Raw genomic sequence first — 16,269 nt, 5'->3', positions numbered from 1 at the left:
GATTTGCCGTCACAGTTACAGTGCGTGCCAGATCACCCACTAGACTCTTTCCTTGGGCTTCAGCTACGAGGCCACATTCATCACTACACGTCAGGAGGACGCTTGCTTACCGCATTTGGCCGCGCCTTTCGCACGCCTGATCTGCGACGCAAGTTGTTGTTCACGCTGGGAATTCTTGCCATCTTCCGCTTGGGCGCTTTTATCCCCTCGCCCGGAATTGATTACCGAAACGTCCAACAGTGCGTGAATGCTGCTGACACGAGCCAGGGCATCTACCAGCTTGTGAACTTGTTCAGCGGCGGCGCCTTGCTTCAGGTTTCCATTTTTGCTTTGGGAATCATGCCGTACATTACGGCCAGCATCATCGTTCAACTTCTTCGCGTAGTGATCCCCCGTTTCCAGGAACTGCACCAAGAAGGTGCTCAGGGACAGGGTCAGCTCACGCAGTACACGCGCTATCTGACCATTGCCCTTGGTTTGCTCAACGCCACCACCTTGGTCACTCTTGCCCGCTCTGGCCAGCTCTTCGCTGGTTGCGGCGCTGCAGGCACGCCCGGTGCGTTGATCCCCAATGACAGCCTGATCACGATTCTGCTGCTCATCATCACCTTGACGGCCGGTTCAGGCTTGATCATGTGGATGGGCGAGCTCGTCACCGAAAAGGGCGTCGGCAACGGCATGTCCCTGTTGATCTTCGTTGCCATTGCTGCCATGTTCCCCACCTCATTGGGTGCCATCTTGAAGACTCAGGGCTGGGGCACCTTCTTGACCGTCATGGTTGTGGGTCTTCTCGTTGTTGCACTGGTTGTGTTTGTTGAGCAGTCCCAGCGCCGTATCCCCGTGCAGTACGCCAAGCGTATGGTTGGCCGCCGTACCATGGGTGGCACTAGCACCTACATCCCGATCAAGGTCAACATGGCCGGTGTTATCCCGGTTATCTTCGCCTCGTCGATGCTGTACCTGCCGTCCCTGATTGCGCAGTTTGCCACACCGGCCAACAGCACTGATACGCCGGCTTGGATTGAGTGGATCAACAATTACCTCACCAGAGGAGACCATCCGGTCTACATGTTGATGTACTTCCTTCTGACAATTGGGTTCACTTACTTCTACGTGGCTATTACCTTCGATCCTGAAGAAGTCTCTGACAACATGAAGAAGTATGGCGGATTCATTCCCGGTATCCGTGCGGGGCGCCCCACACAGGATTACTTGCAGTACGTTATTTCGCGCATCACACTCCCGGGCTCCATGTACCTGGGTATTGTGGCCCTGATCCCGCTGATCGCTTTGGTCATGGTGGGGGCAAACCAGAACTTCCCATTCGGCGGCACCTCGATTCTCATTGTGGTTGGTGTTGGCTTGGAGACTGTGAAGCAGATTGATGCGCAACTCCAACAACGCCACTACGAAGGGCTATTGCGATGACAAGAATGCTGATTATTGGACCTCCCGGTTCTGGCAAAGGCACACAAGCTGATCGCATTTGCGGGGTACTCGGCATTGTTGCGATTTCCACTGGTGATATTTTCCGCGCCAACGTCAAGGGTGAAACACCCCTTGGTATTGAGGCCAAGAAGTACATGGACAATGGTGACTTTGTCCCGGACAGCGTCACCAACCGGATGGTTCGTGACCGGCTTGCGCAGAGTGACGTTGCGGAAGGCTTCCTCTTGGACGGCTACCCGAGGACCTCTCCCCAGGTAGACGAGCTGGATGACATTCTGGGCGCTGCCGAGGCTAGCTTGGATGTTGTCGTGCAATTGACGGCCGACGACGAGGAACTCGTCAAGCGCCTGTTAGGCCGCGCCGTGGAAACAGGGCGCAGCGATGACACTGAAGCTGTTATCCGTCACCGCTTGGATCTTTACCGTGAGCAGACAGAGGTTGTAGTGTCCCGCTATGCGGAGCGAGGCATTCTGGCCAAGGTTGACGGTTTAGGCGAGATGGATGATGTGACGGCTCGTATCATGGACGCTATCAACAAGGTCAAGGGCGAAGCCGCCTAGTAACACCTAAGTATTGACAGCCTTTGCCGCAAGGCCGGGGGTTGTGACGGAGGGCTCCTTCCCGCACTATGGGGAGGAGCCCTCATTTATTTTCTTATCGAAAGGCTTCTTTCATGGCGTTTGGCCAGCAAAGAATTGAATACAAGACCATTGACCAGATGCGCATCATGCACCGCAGCGGGCTGATCCTGGACGCAGCTCTGAACACCACCATTGGTGCCGTGGCACCGGGTGTGACCACGGGTGAACTGGACGCCATCTTCGCCGCTGAATTGAAGAAGGCCGGGGCCACCTCCAATTTCCTGGGCTACCATGACTTCCCGGCTAGCATCTGCACCTCAGTCAACGACGAGGTGGTACACGGCATCCCCGGTAACCGCGTCCTGGAAGCCGGTGACCTGATCTCCATCGATGGTGGCGCCATTGTGGAGGGCTGGCATTCAGATTCGGCCAGGACCACCATTGTTGGCGGCCCCACTGCCGAAGATCCTGCCGATCGCCGGCTCAGTGACATCACCGAGGAGAGCATGTGGTGCGGTATTGCCGCCATGGCAACAGGGAAGTATGTGGGTGATATCGGTGACGCAATTGACGAGTTCGTGGTGTCCCAGCCCGGCGTGGAACTGGGGATTCTAGAGGACTATGTGGGCCACGGTATTGGTTCTGCCATGCACATGGCCCCGGATGTCCTGAACTACTCCTCAAAGCACCGCGGTCCCAAGCTCAAGGCGGGCATGTGCCTGGCACTCGAGCCGATGCTGGTCCGTGGCGGATTAGAAACCGTTACTTTGGAAGATGACTGGACTGTTGTAACAACTGACAAGGCCCGTGCCGCGCACTGGGAGCACTCAGTAGCCATTCATGCCAAGGGCATTTGGGTTCTCACCGCGGCCGACGGCGGTGCACAGCGACTTGCGCGCTGGGGAGTCACCCCGGTAGCGCTGGACTGACCCCAACTCCTCCCAACGCTCGCAAGCTCGCCTCGGGTCCCTCGGAGCTGGGGGCCCACCCAACTCCTCCCAACGCTCGCAAGCTCGCCTCGGGTCCCTCGGAGCTGGGGGCCCACCCAACTCCTCCCAACGCTCGCCGTGCCCCTGCCTTGACGCAAATTCGTCAGGGCAGGGGCACAACTGTTTAAGCGTAGTTTCCCTGGTGTCCATCTGGCGCTCACCGGATGTGTCAACACCCTGCGTAACTTGGTCATTGCACCCGTGCGGAACCCCGCCATCAGGCGGGAGAGTTTGACCACGGGAAGACTAATGAGGGGAACGTGTATATGCGCATTTATGCCCACCGCGGGGTTTCAGCGCATCTGCCGGAGAACACGCTGGCGGCATTCTCTCGAGCCATTGACTTAGGTGTTGACGGCATTGAGCTTGACGTCCACCTCTCAGCAGAGAGGATACCCATGGTGATCCACGATGAAACTGTGGACCGCACCACAAACGGCACCGGCAGAATCAGTGAATTCACGGCGGTCCAGCTTGGTTTGCTGGATGCTGGTCATGGACAGTTTGTGCCAACACTGGACCAAGTACTGGGCATGGCAGCTGGCAAGGTGCGGGTCAACATTGAGCTTAAGGATGACACGTCTGTGGCCGCAGTGCTCGGCGTCATTGCCGAGCATCCTGGCCTTGACTGGTTTTGTTCATCAATGCAGTTCACCGCACTGACGCAAATGTGTGAGCTTGCCCCTGGCAGTGATTGCCAGCCAGCCACTTTTGGTTGGGAAATGAATGCTGACGGTGGGGGAGACCTCCAAGAATCCATAGACTTTGCACTTCTGCATAAAAGTACAGGGGTTTCGGTGTGGGAGGGGCTTCTGGACCACACCACCATAGGCCTGATCCACGCCAGCGGACTGAAAGTCTGGGCGTGGACGGTCAATGACGCGGACAGGGCACGCGAGCTGGCGAACATGGGTGTAGACGCTCTCTGCACCGATGATCCGGAACTGATTCGCACTGCGCTCTGCTCCGTGCCCACGCACGCCCGGCAGGTGGAATAGATGGCCGTTTTAGAAGCTGTTGCGGCTGACACGGCCAACCCAGTGGCCGCCGATGTCCGGCTTCCGGTTCCGGGGCGCAAAACCTTCTCGCCACGGGCGCGCAAAGAGGCTCGGGTGTTTCTCGCCCTGGCACTGCCGAACCTGCTCCTGATTGCACTGTTCACCTACCGACCGCTACTGAGCAATATCTATTACTCCACGCTGGACTGGACGCTGGGCTCTGTTGACGCCACGGTGGTTGGCTGGGGGAACTATGTGGAATTCTTCCACTCCGGTGATGCCGTTTCGGTACTTGGAACAACTGCGGTCTTCACCGTGGCCACCGTTGGGGGCGCCATGGTTCTGGGCCTGCTGGTGGCTGTTGCTCTGAATCAACAGATTCCAGGGCGCACACTAGCCAGGTCAGCGGTGTTTGCCCCTTATGTGCTGTCCGGAGTTGGCGTGGGCATGGTGTGGCTGTTTATCTTTGATCCCGTCTACGGGGTCCTCTCCTGGGTACTGAGAGGAGTGGGGCTGGCCAGCCCACAATGGATCAACGATCCCGCCCTGGCACTGGTGATGGTGATCCTTGTGTTCGTGTGGAAGAACCTGGGCTACTGCGCGATCGTCTACTTGGCTGGCTTGCAGTCACTGCCGCACGACGTCATGGAAGCCGCCACACTCGATGGTGCGGGTCCCCTGAGACGCTTCTACTTCGTGGTGCTGCCCTTGCTCTCGCCAACAACGTTCTTCCTGCTGATCACGAGCACACTCAGTTCCCTCCAGGCCTTCGACATCATCAAAATCATGACACCCACAGGAAATGGCACGGGAACGCTCATCTTTGAGGCGTACCTGCAGGCGTTTGGCGCCTACAACAGGGCAGGCTATTCAGCGGCCATCTCGGTAGTGCTGTTCGTGCTGTTGCTGATTATGACGGGATTGCAATTGCGGTTCGTCGAACGGAAGGTGCATTACGCGTGAGCACCACAACCCTGCCCCATGCCTTCTCTAAAGCCAACCTGGCGCGGACCATCGCCACGGGCTACCTACCGCTGGTACTGGCCACGTTTGTGGTTGTGGCGCCCTTGCTCTGGATGGTTCTTTCTTCCTTGAAAGGTCCCGGCGAGATTGTCACCACGCAGCTTTCTGTGCTGCCACGGAATACCACGCTTGAGAACTACGCCCAGGCCGCCACGACCGTGCCCTTTGTGCGGTTCTTCATTAACAGTGTGGTTGTCACGGTGATCGGCTCAAGTATCAAGTGTGCTTTGGCAATCCTGACAGCCTACGCCTTGGTCTTTGTCCGTTTTCCCTTCAAGAGAGCAATCTTTCTGGCCATCTTGGTGGCACTGATGGTCCCGCCCCAAGTTTCTGTGCTGCCCAACTACATCTTCATCGCGGGCCTGGATGGCTTGAACACGTACTGGGGCATCATCCTGCCGGGACTAGGGACTGCCTTCGGCACCTTTCTCCTGCGCCAACATTTTCTCTCACTGCCGCCGTCCATTCTGGAAGCGAGCGAGATTGACGGAGCTGGACACCTGCGCAGGTTGTTTCAGATAGTGGTTCCAATTTCCGGGCCCAGCATCGCAACTGTGGCGCTGGTGACAATCGTGGGTGAGTGGAATGACTACATTTGGCCGCTCATCGTTACCGACAAACCGGAAATGATGACACTTCCTGTTGGCTTGACGCTGCTCGCCAATAGCGACTCCACAGCTCAAGCCTGGGGTGTGCTCATGGCCGGTGCCGTGATAGTCATTGTGCCCATTTTGCTCATCTTCGCTGCACTCCAGCGCTTCATCGTTGACGGACTGACCCAAGGTTCCGTCACCGGGTAAGAAAAAAGTTTCCCCTTCCACAAGTTGTTCAGGAAAGAAAGAGAAATTCACTATGTCACGGATCATTAATCGCAGAAATTTCCTCACCGTCACAGGGCTGGGTCTGGGCTCAGTTGCACTGGCCGCGTGTGGAGGACCTAGCACGGGCGGCAATGTACCGGCCGCCATGAATACTGACTGGGCCAAGGTGACACCGGCAGCCAAGATCACGTTCATGTCCAGCCACCCGGGGAAGTCAGCCGATATTGAAGCGGCACTGATCGCGGACTTTGAAGCGGCCAACCCCGGCATCAAAGTTGAGTTGATCACCGGAGGGGCCAACTACGAAGAGGTTGCACAGAAGTTCCAGACCTCCCAGGCCGGGAACAATGTGCCCGATGTTGTGGTGGCCTCAGATGTGTGGTGGTTCCGGTACGCCTTGGCAGAAACTGTCATGCCACTGGATGAGCTTCTGGCTGTGGTGGGGGACAAGAGTGCGGGGTTCAACGCGACGCTCTTTGGCGATTACAAGTACACGGACAAGCATTGGGCCGTCCCTTACGCTCGCTCCACACCCTTGTTCTACTACAACAAGGACCACTTCGCGGCGGCGGGACTGCCTGATAGGGCTCCTGCCACGTGGGAAGAATTTGCACTGTGGGCGCCAAAGATCCAGGCTGCCAATGCGGGCAACAAGGGCTACCAGCATGCCTACCAATATCCGGCACTAGCCGGATATGCGGGATGGACGTTGCAGAACGTACTGTGGGGCCAGGGCGGGGGATGGTCCAAGGAGTGGGAAATCACAGCGAATTCAGAGGCCTCCATCAAAGCCATGACCTGGGTACAGGAGAGCATCACCAAAGACAAGTGGGCAGGTGTCTCCTCAAAAGATGCCGTCTCAGACATGAGTGCCGGAGCTGTCAGTGCCACCGTGAGTTCCACAGGGGACTTGGTGGGAACACTCGAAGCCGCCAAAACAGCGAAAATGAACATTGGTGTTGGCTTCCTGCCAGGGGGCAGCGTCTCCGCCTCGCCAGTCTGCCCCACAGGCGGGGCAGGGCTGGTTATTGCGGCAAAGACGTCCCCCGAACGGCAGCTGGCGGCAGCAAAGTTTGTCTCCTTCATCACCAACGCGGCAAACACTGCACGGTTCTCCGAAGCAACAGGCTACATGCCGGTTCGCGATGATGCAGACATGACTGCCGTACTGGCCACCACTCCCCAAATACAGCTCGCACTTGACCAACTAAAGGTCACACGAAGCCAAGACTACGCCCGCGTATTCCTCCCCGGTGCGGACCTGGAAATGGCAAACGCAGCCGCGAAAATCATGAATGAGAAAGCCGATGTCGCCACAAGCCTGGGTGAACTTCAAGAAAAACTGGAGAGCATCTACACCAAGACTGTTCAGCCGAAGTTGAAGGACTGAGCCCTTCCGTGCCCGGCCCCGCGTACCCACTGTTGGAGAACAGTGGGTACGCGGGGCTGGGCGCTTTTTGTGGAGCATCAGGCTGCGGTGCACTGGTGGCAGATCCGGGTGCACGGCATAATCGTGGCAGGCAACCCGGCACAATAAAGGAGTCCATCTGATGTCACAGGACAAGAAAAAGCCGTCACGGCAGAGCACCATCACTGATGTGCCAGGCATCAGGGTGGGGCAGGCCCAGCGGCGCACCGACGGCTGGTTGACGGGGGTGAGCGTAGTTTTACCACCCCCGGGCACCATCGGTTCGGTGGATGTCCGTGGCGGCGGCCCCGGCACCCACGAGACGGATGCGCTGGATCCCACCACCATGGTCGCTACGGTGGATGCGGTGGCGCTGACAGGTGGCAGCGCCTACGGACTCGCAGCCGCTGGGGGGGTGCAGCAGTGGTGTGAGGAAAATGGCAGGGGGTTCGCGGTACCAGGGGGAGTGGTGCCCATTGTCCCTGCCGCAGCCATCTTCGATCTGGGACGCGGAGGCGATTTTTCTGCCCGGCCCAACGCCGCCATGGGGTATGAGGCGGCACTGGACGCGGCAAGCTCAACGGAAGGGGCCGACGTCGTCCGCGGGAACGTGGGTGCCGGAACCGGGGCAGCCATTGGGGCAGGAAAATATAAGGGTGGGCTGGGCACAGCCGCCATCAGGCTGACGGGTGAGAATGCCCACATTGTGGTGGGTGCCCTTGCCGTGGTCAACGCCGCAGGCATCCCCTGGGTGCCGGGTGCACAAAGCCTGCCGGCGGAGGAGGGGCTGAATACCACGTTGGCAGTTGTTGCCACCAACGCCACTCTCACGGCGGCGCAGGCCAAACGCACTGCCACCGCAGCCCACGCCGGCATGGCCCGGGCGCTTAATCCCGTGCACACGCTGGCTGACGGCGACACCATCTTCACGCTGGCAACCTGTGTGGATGTTTTGGCGCCGCATCCGGCATTCCCCCTTGCACCGCTCATTGAACTCCAAAGTGCCGCGGCTGAGGCCGTGCGCCTGGCCATTTTGGATGGTGTGGCCCAAGCCGAGGCCGTTCAAACCCCGTGGGGGATCCTGCCACGGTTCCCTGACGGGACGCCACAGGGCTCAATTTAACTTAATTGGCACTATGCACTAGAGTAGGTTGTTGGTTGTCTGTGCCTGCTCTATTGTGGGGCGCCCAGCAAACGCAGGTGTTATGCCAAAGCGTCGCTGAGTAATTGCAGGCAAACAATAAATCAGTAGCAAATCGAACGCCGGACTGACTCAGTTCCTTCCAGGAGCTGCACAAGCCGGCGCAACAAAGTTAGCGGAGGATATGGCCAAGAAAGACGGGGTCATTGAGATCGAGGGCGTTGTGACGGAAGCGCTGCCCAACGCGATGTTTCGTGTTGAGCTGACGAACAAGCACATCGTTCTTGCCCATATCTCAGGGAAAATGCGCCAGCACTACATTCGTATCCTTCCTGAGGACCGAGTTGTGGTGGAGCTTAGCCCATACGACCTTACCCGTGGTCGTATCGTCTACCGCTACAAGTAACCACAACTGCAATCACGCAAAGGAACGCCATGAAGGTTAAGCCGAGCGTCAAGCAGATCTGCGATAAGTGCAAGGTGATTCGCCGTAACGGTCGAGTCATGGTGATCTGCGAGAACCCGCGCCACAAGCAGCGCCAGGGCTAATTTCCCTTTTGGGAAATCCCGGGCTTTTGCTCACGCAAGTAAATTAATAAGGCAGCACAAGTTGGGCGAAGGCGAATTTTTTCGCAACCGTACAACGGACCCCTGGTCGGAGGCCAGGGCCGCATTCACAAAATGTGCGGGTGTACTGTCTACGACCTCCGGTTTACACATTGGAGCAGCCAAATATGGCACGTCTCGCTGGCGTAGACCTTCCCCGCGAAAAGCGGCTGGAAGTAGCGCTTACATACATCTACGGCGTGGGCAAGACCCGTGCAAAGAAAGTCCTGGCCGAAACGGGGATCTCCCCGGACGTCCGTGTCAAGGACCTTTCTGACGCTGAACTCGTTCAGTTGCGTGACAACATCGAGGGTAACTACAAGGTTGAGGGTGACCTTCGCCGCGAAGTAGCAGCTGATATCCGCCGCAAGGTTGAAATCGGCAGCTACCAGGGTATCCGCCACCGTCGTGGCATGCCCGTGCATGGCCAGCGCACGAAGACCAACGCACGTACCCGCAAGGGTCCGAAGCGTACCGTCGCAGGCAAGAAGAAGGCCGGCAGGTAGATCCCGCTAGCCGGTTGGGAAGTCTACTTGCGTAGCCTTCACAAAAACTGGCAAGCGTGGGCCCATGCCCGTGCCGCCCCCTTATTAAACTTTCGTAGGAGAATAAAATGCCCCCAAAGACTCGTGGAGCGGTTCGTAAGCCGCGTCGCAAGGATAAAAAGAATATTGCGCTGGGCCAGGCGCACATCAAGAGCACCTTTAACAACACCATCGTTTCCATCACGGATCCGAACGGTGCGGTCATCTCATGGGCTTCTGCCGGTGAAGTTGGCTTCAAGGGCTCGCGTAAGTCAACTCCGTACGCTGCACAGATGGCTGCTGAAGCAGCTGCCAAGCGCGCACAGGAGCATGGTCTTCGCAAGGTTGACGTTTTCGTAAAGGGTCCGGGTTCGGGCCGCGAAACGGCTATCCGTTCACTGCAGGCTGCTGGCCTCGAAGTTGGCTCCATCTCGGATGTCACGCCCAGCGCCCATAACGGCTGCCGTCCGCCCAAGCGCCGTCGCGTCTAGCAGTTCTTGAGCAGCAGAGTTGGCCTTCACCTCATGGTGGAGGCCAACTGCGCCGCCATTAAGTTCTGTCAGCCGTCATTTCCACTACCTGTGTTGCGTCATATAGCGGATGCTCGCTGAAAGGAAAACCCAGTGCTCATTGCACAGCGCCCCACCCTATCTGAAGAAGTAGTTTCCGAGAATCGCTCACGGTTCATTATTGAACCGCTGGAGCCCGGCTTCGGTTACACCCTGGGAAATTCACTGCGACGGACCCTGCTGTCCTCCATCCCTGGCGCTGCTGTCACCAGCATCCGCCTCGATGGTGTTCTGCATGAGTTCACCACGGTTCCCGGTGTTAAGGAAGATGTCACTGAGATCATCCTGAACATCAAGGGACTCTCCGTGTCTTCGGAGCATGACGAGCCTGTCGTCGCCTACCTGCGCAAGCAGGGCCCTGGCGTTGTTACGGCTGCTGACATTGCCCCGCCGGCCGGTGTGGAATTCCACAACCCCGACATGCACATTGCCACCCTGAACTCGAAGGGTAAGTTCGAGCTCGAACTGACCATAGAGCGCGGTCGCGGCTATGTTTCGGCTGCCCAGAACAAGAACGTAGATGCCGAGATTGGCCGAATCCCGGTTGACTCGATTTACTCACCCGTTCTGAAGGTGACCTTCCGCGTGGAGGCCACCCGTGTTGAACAGCGCACTGACTTTGACAAGCTGATTGTTGACGTAGAGACCAAGCAGGCCATCTCCCCGCGAGATGCCATTGCCTCTGCCGGCACCACGCTGGTTGAACTCTTTGGTTTGGCCCGCGAGCTGAACACTGCTGCTGAAGGTATTGAGATTGGCCCGTCCCCGACGGATGCCGCTCTTGCCGCAGACATGGCCCTGCCGATCGAGGACTTGGACCTGACGGTCCGTTCCTACAACTGCCTCAAGCGTGAGGGCATCCACTCCGTGGGTGAACTCGTTGCTCGCTCAGAGGCTGACCTGATGGATATTCGTAACTTCGGTGCGAAGTCCATCGACGAGGTAAAGGCAAAGCTGGTTGAGCTTGGTCTGTCCCTGAAGGATTCCCCTCCAGGATTTGACCTGGCCGCCCGTGCCGCAGCCCTTGATGAGAACGACGACGCATTTGGCGACGACGAGCTCTAAGCCGAACAACAATTTTTATTAGCCGTCCCGGTGCACACAGCTGATGTGCGCACCTGGCGGCTGACACTTGAGGAGAAACACCATGCCTACACCCGCTAAGGGTCCCCGCCTCGGAGGCGGAGCGGCTCACGAGCGCCTTATGCTCGCGAACCTGTCCGCCGCTCTGTTCGAGCACAAGCGGATCACCACCACCTTGACCAAGGCCAAGCGCCTGAGCCCCTACGCAGAGCGACTGGTAACTTTCGCAAAGCGTGGCGACTTGTCATCACGGCGCCGCGTTCTCGGCCTGATCAGCAACAAGGGCATTGTCCATGAGCTGTTCACCGACATCGCCAAGGCTGTAGAAAACCGCGATGGCGGCTACACCCGCATCACCAAGATCGGCAACCGTAAGGGCGACAACGCTCCCATGGCTGTCATCGAGCTCGTTCTGGAACCGGTTAGCCCCAAGCAGGCCGTTGTGAAGGAAGCTACCGCTGCTGCCGCCAAGGCCGCCCCGGTTGAAGAAGCTCAGCTTGAAGAAGTTGTAGAGACCGAAGTTGTAGCTGAAGAAGCTGCTGTAGAGGTTGAAGAAGCAGCTGCGCAAGAGACCAAGTAATTCATAAGCGAAAGCTTTTGTTTTAGTAGCAAGGACCCGTCACCTTCAAGGTGGCGGGTCCTTGCCGCATTTAACGGTCTGTGACTACGCTGTTCTGTGTGCCTCGCCTGGGCAGCCGTATTGTGGCCCGTGCGGTGCCCCAGACTGGTTACTGAGGTTGCGGATCCAATTCGGTGACGCCATGGCTGGCCGGTAGAATTCAGGCATGCAAAACCACCATCCTTCTCCCGAAGAACTAGGCCTTGTCCGTGTACGTCTGGACATTGCGTACGACGGCGGTCCCTTCAGCGGGTGGGCCATTCAGCCGGGGCTGCAGACACTGCAGGGAACCCTGGAGGAGGCCCTGGCGCTGATCATGCGCCGACTCGTGCGCCTCACAGTGGCAGGACGTACGGACACAGGTGTTCACGCCCGCGGGCAGGTGGCCCATTGCGACTTCACCCAGGCGGAATGGGATGGGCTGAACCGAGACAATACCGTCGAACCGTGCCTGGCCCTGCTCCGTCGCATCAACGGGGCGCTGGGGTGGGTCCTGAAGGACTCCCAGGGGGCCATCCAGATCCAGAGGGTGCAACGGGCCGGCCATGGTTTTGACGCGCGGTTCTCGGCCCTGTGGAGGCGCTACAGCTATAGGATTGCCGACGCTTCAACCAAGCGGGATCCGTTACTGCGCACGCAGACCCTGTGGTTCAACCAGGACCTTGACGCCGATCTGATGGATGCCGGGGCCGCCGAGCTTCTGGGGCTGGGAGATTTCAAGGCCTTTGCCAAACCGCGCGAGGGTTCCACCACAGTGCGGACCCTGCAGCGCTTCGATTTCACCCGTGGGGATGACGGTGTGATTAACCTCAACATCCAGGCCGATGCGTTTTGCCACAACATGGTGCGTGCATTGACAGGTGCGGCGCTGCGCGTCGGGCAGGGCATGGAGGGTCCGCATTGGATGCGCGAGAGACAGTTGGCGGGCGTCAGGGACGCCAAATCCGTGCTGGCAAGCGCCCACCCGCTAATTTTCGAGGAAGTACGGTACCCGGACGCGGCTGAACTTCATGAACGCGCCACCTTAACCCGGACGCGACGGGCACCCGTAACAGCCTTTGGTACCCCGCTTTGACCTTGGCCTATTATTAAAGGTATCGTGGATAGTCGTTGTGCGTGTCCTATCCCGATACCACGCGCCCGTTACAGGTCCGGTTGCAGGACTACCACTGAATGGGCGTCATCGGGAAGTGTCAGGATGACTGGTGTTAGAGCCCTCACCTCTGTTCCGGTAAACGCATAGATAGCAGGTGTCAACCATCTGTGACACCACCTAAGAACAAGAAACGAAGGCAAAAACCGTGCGTACGTATACCCCGAAGCCCGGCGATATCAACCGTCAGTGGCACATCATCGATGCCAATGACGTTGTCTTGGGCCGTCTTGCCAGCCAGACCGCAACACTGCTGCGTGGAAAGCACAAGCCGACCTTCGCTCCCCATATGGACATGGGCGATTTCGTCATCATCATCAACGCCGAGAAGGTTGCCCTGACCGGCGCCAAGCTCGAACAGAAGCGCGCTTACCGCCACTCCGGTTTCCCGGGCGGCCTGTCAAGCGTCAACTATGCAGAACTGCTGGAGAAGAACCCGGTTCGCGCAGTGGAGAAGGCCATCGCTGGCATGCTCCCCAAGACCAAGCTGGGCAACGCTCAGATCAGCAAGCTGAAGGTCTACCGCGGCTCCGAGCACCCCCACGCAGCGCAGCAGCCCCAGACTTTCGAAATTACCCAGGTCGCCCAGTAGTCCTGGCCACCGCCTCAATCATTAATCAAGGAGAATCGTGGCTCAGAACACTGAAGAGCTGAACACCGAAGCCGTTGTGGCCGAGGAAGAAGTTTTGACTAGCTACACGAGCGAAAGCTCAGCTGCATCTGATGCAGCACCCAAGAAGGAACGCCCGGCACTGACCGTATCAGGCGCTGCTGTTGGCCGTCGCAAGCAGGCAATTGCCCGCGTTCGCGTGGTTCCCGGCACCGGCAAGTGGGTTGTTAACGGCCGCGAGCTGTCCAACTACTTCCCGAACAAGCTGCACCAGCAAGAAGTTAACGACCCGTTCCGCATCCTCGATCTCGATGGTGCTTACGACGTCTGGGCCCGTATCCACGGTGGCGGTGCATCAGGCCAGGCCGGTGCTTTGCGTCTGGGCGTTGCTCGTTCCTTGAACGAGATCGACGTTGAGAACAACCGCGCGATCCTGAAGAAGGCAGGCTTCCTTACCCGTGACGCACGCGTCATCGAGCGTAAGAAGGCTGGTCTGAAGAAGGCTCGTAAGGCTTCGCAGTACTCCAAGCGCTAATCTCAGCGCTCCCAGAAAATCCCCGGCCGCTTCGCGACCGGGGATTTTTTGGTACCCTGCGCTGATATTAGCGCTTGGCTCCACAAGCGCTAATTTCTGTGCTTCCATAAAATGCCCGGCCGCTTTGTAGCCGGGCATTTTTGCGTGCTGGCATGAACCGTTGCCATCGGCATGCCCTTATCCAATGGAACATTGTGAGCGGGCGCATGGGTGGGGTGCGGTGGTTTTCTCAGTTCCATGATTTAGACTGAAGAAGATGTCAAGATTATTTGGAACAGACGGTGTCCGCGGTTTGGCCAATGGCCTACTGACGGCTGAATTGGCCTTATCCCTCGCACAAGCCGCAGCTGTTGTGCTCGGTCATGAGCAGATGAGCGAGGGCAAGCGCCCCCGAGCGGTGCTTGCCCGTGATCCCAGAGCCAGCGGTGAGTTCATTGGTGCTGCCGTGGTGGCTGGGCTGGCAAGTGCCGGCGTGGACGTCTATGACGCAGGTGTACTGCCTACTCCCGCGGCGGCGTTTCTGATTGCCGACCTCGGCGCAGACTTTGGCGTGATGATCTCCGCCTCCCACAACCCGGCGCCAGATAATGGCATTAAGTTCTTTGCGCGGGGTGGCACAAAGCTCGCTGACGATGTTGAAGACGCCATTGAGTCTCAGCTCCAGCACGATGCTGTGCGGCCCATAGGTGTTGACGTGGGGCGTATTCAACGCTTTGCTGATGCCGAGGATCGCTACATTGTGCACTTGCTGGGCACACTGCCAAACCGTTTGGACGGGCTGAAGATTGTCCTTGACTGTGCCCATGGCGCAGCCAGCGGATGCTCCCCCCAGGTCTTCACGGACGCGGGTGCGCAGATTACTGTCATTGGTGCCGAACCTGACGGGCTGAACATCAACGAAGGTGTTGGGTCCACGCACTTGGAACTGCTGCAGGAAACCGTTCTGGCAACTGGTTCTGACTTGGGGATCGCTCATGACGGCGATGCTGATCGTTGCCTGGCAGTGGACCACGAGGGCAACGTCATAGATGGCGACCAGATCATGGCTGTCCTCGCCCTGGCTCAAAAGGCTTCTGGAGAGCTCAAAGATGATGTCCTTGTGGCCACCATTATGAGCAATCTGGGCTTGAAGATTGCCTTGCGTAATGCTGGCATCACGGTCCGTGAAACCGGTGTGGGGGATCGCTACGTGCTCGAAGAGATGCGGCGGGGCAGCTACACCCTCGGCGGCGAGCAGTCCGGGCACGTGATCTTCTCCAAGTACGCCACCACAGGAGACGGGTTGTTGACCGGGCTGCAGCTCGCGGCTCAGGTGGCCAAAACAGGCAAGAGCCTGAAGGAATTGGCTGCTGTCATGACCAAGCTCCCGCAAATCATGATCAACGTCAAGAACGTGGACAAGAACCGGGCTTCCTCCACTCCTGCCATCAATGCCGCGGTGGCCAAAGCCGAAAGCGAACTCGGCGATACCGGGCGCGTCCTGTTACGCCCCTCGGGCACCGAAGCGCTGGTGCGTGTCATGGTTGAAGCCGGAGACATTGAAACGGCAGAACGTATTTGTAACGATTTGGTGAGCGTAGTCAAAGCAGAGCTTTCGCTCTAAGAAGCCTGTTTCTAGGGTGTCTGGGGTGCCTTCAGGGGCAAGGTAAAGCGTCACAGACAAGATAAAGGGCGGCAACCGTGGGGTTGCCGCCCTTTATTGTTGGGGGAATGCTAGCTCGGGTTAATTAGTGCTGCCCGCCGCTGGGCGTGGCCTTGAGAGCATCGCGGATTTCGGTGAGCAGAGCGAGTTGCGGATCAACCTCGGCCTCCGGTTCCTTGATGCCGAGCTTGGCGTTGCGCTTGGCGATGATGTGGTTCATGGGGATAACCACGGCGAAGTAAATAGCCGCGGCAACTAACAAGAAGTTAACCACTGCGGTAAGGAATACTCCGAAGAGGATATCAACGCCGCCAATGGTGACAACGGCGAAACTATCGAAGTTTGGTGACTGGAATATTGCGGCGATAAGCGGCATCAGGATGTTCTTTACGAGGGAGTTTATGACTGCCCCGAAAGCTGCACCGATGACGACAGCGACGGCAAGGTCAACGACATTGCCCTTCATAATGAAATCTCTGAATCCCTTTAGCATGCCCTTAAGCTACCGCATTAGCGGG

General features: G+C 58.1%; 19 protein-coding genes. 18 read left to right on the top strand and 1 reads right to left on the bottom strand.

Annotated elements, in window-relative coordinates; all coding sequences use genetic code 11:
- The first annotated feature begins 102 nt into the window (after window positions 1-102).
- The 18 genes from secY (at window position 103) to glmM (ending at window position 15,712) form a co-directional block, all read left to right on the top strand.
- Window positions 103-1,428, top strand: coding sequence for a preprotein translocase subunit SecY (gene secY, locus ABIB48_RS09120; protein ID WP_110105571.1), 1,326 nt, complete (start codon window positions 103-105; stop codon window positions 1,426-1,428).
- The gene (locus ABIB48_RS09115; protein WP_110105572.1) at window positions 1,425-2,009 is read left to right on the top strand and encodes an adenylate kinase; all 585 of its coding nucleotides are present in this window, start codon (window positions 1,425-1,427) and stop codon (window positions 2,007-2,009) included. The genes secY and ABIB48_RS09115 overlap by 4 nt, the downstream gene beginning before the upstream one ends.
- Window positions 2,010-2,122: 113 nt before the next feature.
- On the top strand, window positions 2,123-2,959 hold the full coding sequence (gene map / locus ABIB48_RS09110; RefSeq protein WP_110105573.1) for a type I methionyl aminopeptidase: 837 nt from the start codon (window positions 2,123-2,125) through the stop codon (window positions 2,957-2,959).
- Window positions 2,960-3,285: 326 nt separating this feature from the next.
- Window positions 3,286-4,017 carry a glycerophosphodiester phosphodiesterase gene (locus tag ABIB48_RS09105; RefSeq protein WP_354212869.1) on the top strand — a complete coding sequence of 244 codons (732 nt, stop codon included), beginning with the start codon at window positions 3,286-3,288 and terminating at the stop codon, window positions 4,015-4,017.
- The gene (locus ABIB48_RS09100; RefSeq protein ID WP_354212810.1) at window positions 4,018-4,980 is read left to right on the top strand and encodes a carbohydrate ABC transporter permease; all 963 of its coding nucleotides are present in this window, start codon (window positions 4,018-4,020) and stop codon (window positions 4,978-4,980) included.
- The gene (locus ABIB48_RS09095) at window positions 4,977-5,840 is read left to right on the top strand and encodes a carbohydrate ABC transporter permease (RefSeq protein WP_245932095.1); all 864 of its coding nucleotides are present in this window, start codon (window positions 4,977-4,979) and stop codon (window positions 5,838-5,840) included. Before ABIB48_RS09100 ends, ABIB48_RS09095 begins: the two co-directional genes overlap by 4 nt.
- 52 nt (window positions 5,841-5,892) lie before the next feature.
- Window positions 5,893-7,251: an ABC transporter substrate-binding protein gene (locus ABIB48_RS09090; RefSeq protein WP_354212809.1), complete on the top strand. Its 1,359-nt coding sequence runs from the start codon at window positions 5,893-5,895 to the stop codon at window positions 7,249-7,251.
- Window positions 7,252-7,411: 160 nt separating this feature from the next.
- Window positions 7,412-8,392, top strand: a complete 981-nt coding sequence (locus tag ABIB48_RS09085) for a P1 family peptidase (RefSeq protein WP_354212808.1) — start codon at window positions 7,412-7,414, stop codon at window positions 8,390-8,392.
- A 202-nt stretch (window positions 8,393-8,594) separates the two neighbouring features.
- On the top strand, window positions 8,595-8,816 hold the full coding sequence (gene infA / locus ABIB48_RS09080) for a translation initiation factor IF-1 (protein WP_009358723.1): 222 nt from the start codon (window positions 8,595-8,597) through the stop codon (window positions 8,814-8,816).
- A gap of 29 nt (window positions 8,817-8,845) precedes the next feature.
- Entirely contained in the window at window positions 8,846-8,959 is a 114-nt protein-coding gene (gene rpmJ / locus ABIB48_RS09075; RefSeq protein WP_011775570.1) for a 50S ribosomal protein L36, read from the top strand.
- A gap of 185 nt (window positions 8,960-9,144) precedes the next feature.
- The gene (rpsM, locus tag ABIB48_RS09070; RefSeq protein WP_103464846.1) at window positions 9,145-9,522 is read left to right on the top strand and encodes a 30S ribosomal protein S13; all 378 of its coding nucleotides are present in this window, start codon (window positions 9,145-9,147) and stop codon (window positions 9,520-9,522) included.
- A 107-nt stretch (window positions 9,523-9,629) separates the two neighbouring features.
- Window positions 9,630-10,031 (top strand): 30S ribosomal protein S11, encoded by a 402-nt coding sequence (gene rpsK / locus ABIB48_RS09065; RefSeq protein ID WP_038464649.1) that lies wholly within the window; start codon window positions 9,630-9,632, stop codon window positions 10,029-10,031.
- A 132-nt stretch (window positions 10,032-10,163) separates the two neighbouring features.
- Window positions 10,164-11,174 carry a DNA-directed RNA polymerase subunit alpha gene (locus tag ABIB48_RS09060; protein WP_110105577.1) on the top strand — a complete coding sequence of 337 codons (1,011 nt, stop codon included), beginning with the start codon at window positions 10,164-10,166 and terminating at the stop codon, window positions 11,172-11,174.
- Window positions 11,175-11,256: 82 nt separating this feature from the next.
- A complete protein-coding gene (gene rplQ, locus ABIB48_RS09055; protein WP_354212807.1) occupies window positions 11,257-11,772 on the top strand; it encodes a 50S ribosomal protein L17 in 516 nt (171 codons plus the stop codon).
- A 205-nt stretch (window positions 11,773-11,977) separates the two neighbouring features.
- Window positions 11,978-12,886: a tRNA pseudouridine synthase A gene (locus ABIB48_RS09050; protein ID WP_110105579.1), complete on the top strand. Its 909-nt coding sequence runs from the start codon at window positions 11,978-11,980 to the stop codon at window positions 12,884-12,886.
- Window positions 12,887-13,112: 226 nt separating this feature from the next.
- Entirely contained in the window at window positions 13,113-13,556 is a 444-nt protein-coding gene (gene rplM, locus ABIB48_RS09045; RefSeq protein ID WP_110105580.1) for a 50S ribosomal protein L13, read from the top strand.
- Window positions 13,557-13,593: 37 nt separating this feature from the next.
- Entirely contained in the window at window positions 13,594-14,109 is a 516-nt protein-coding gene (gene rpsI, locus ABIB48_RS09040) for a 30S ribosomal protein S9 (protein WP_110105581.1), read from the top strand.
- Window positions 14,110-14,365: 256 nt separating this feature from the next.
- Window positions 14,366-15,712, top strand: coding sequence for a phosphoglucosamine mutase (gene glmM, locus ABIB48_RS09035; RefSeq protein WP_110105582.1), 1,347 nt, complete (start codon window positions 14,366-14,368; stop codon window positions 15,710-15,712).
- 124 nt (window positions 15,713-15,836) lie between these two features.
- On the opposite strand, the gene mscL is transcribed toward glmM, so the two are convergent.
- Window positions 15,837-16,244, bottom strand: coding sequence for a large conductance mechanosensitive channel protein MscL (gene mscL / locus ABIB48_RS09030; protein WP_110105583.1), 408 nt, complete (start codon window positions 16,242-16,244; stop codon window positions 15,837-15,839).
- Window positions 16,245-16,269: the final 25 nt, after the last annotated feature.

Source organism: Arthrobacter sp. UYCu511 (assembly GCF_040547105.1).
Classification (GTDB): Bacteria; Actinomycetota; Actinomycetes; order Actinomycetales; family Micrococcaceae; genus Specibacter; species Specibacter psychrochitiniphilus.
This window is presented reverse-complemented; position numbering and strand designations above follow the sequence as displayed.

Coding starts and splice junctions, on each gene's coding strand:
- mscL (WP_110105583.1), bottom strand. CDS start 16,244: ATGCTAAAGGGATTCAGAGATTTCATTATGAAGGGCAATGTCGTTGAC.
- ABIB48_RS09090 (WP_354212809.1), top strand. CDS start 5,893: ATGTCACGGATCATTAATCGCAGAAATTTCCTCACCGTCACAGGGCTG.
- glmM (WP_110105582.1), top strand. CDS start 14,366: ATGTCAAGATTATTTGGAACAGACGGTGTCCGCGGTTTGGCCAATGGC.
- rpsM (WP_103464846.1), top strand. CDS start 9,145: ATGGCACGTCTCGCTGGCGTAGACCTTCCCCGCGAAAAGCGGCTGGAA.
- ABIB48_RS09115 (WP_110105572.1), top strand. CDS start 1,425: ATGACAAGAATGCTGATTATTGGACCTCCCGGTTCTGGCAAAGGCACA.
- infA (WP_009358723.1), top strand. CDS start 8,595: ATGGCCAAGAAAGACGGGGTCATTGAGATCGAGGGCGTTGTGACGGAA.
- ABIB48_RS09105 (WP_354212869.1), top strand. CDS start 3,286: ATGCGCATTTATGCCCACCGCGGGGTTTCAGCGCATCTGCCGGAGAAC.
- map (WP_110105573.1), top strand. CDS start 2,123: ATGGCGTTTGGCCAGCAAAGAATTGAATACAAGACCATTGACCAGATG.
- rpsK (WP_038464649.1), top strand. CDS start 9,630: ATGCCCCCAAAGACTCGTGGAGCGGTTCGTAAGCCGCGTCGCAAGGAT.
- ABIB48_RS09050 (WP_110105579.1), top strand. CDS start 11,978: ATGCAAAACCACCATCCTTCTCCCGAAGAACTAGGCCTTGTCCGTGTA.
- rplQ (WP_354212807.1), top strand. CDS start 11,257: ATGCCTACACCCGCTAAGGGTCCCCGCCTCGGAGGCGGAGCGGCTCAC.
- ABIB48_RS09100 (WP_354212810.1), top strand. CDS start 4,018: ATGGCCGTTTTAGAAGCTGTTGCGGCTGACACGGCCAACCCAGTGGCC.
- rpmJ (WP_011775570.1), top strand. CDS start 8,846: ATGAAGGTTAAGCCGAGCGTCAAGCAGATCTGCGATAAGTGCAAGGTG.
- ABIB48_RS09085 (WP_354212808.1), top strand. CDS start 7,412: ATGTCACAGGACAAGAAAAAGCCGTCACGGCAGAGCACCATCACTGAT.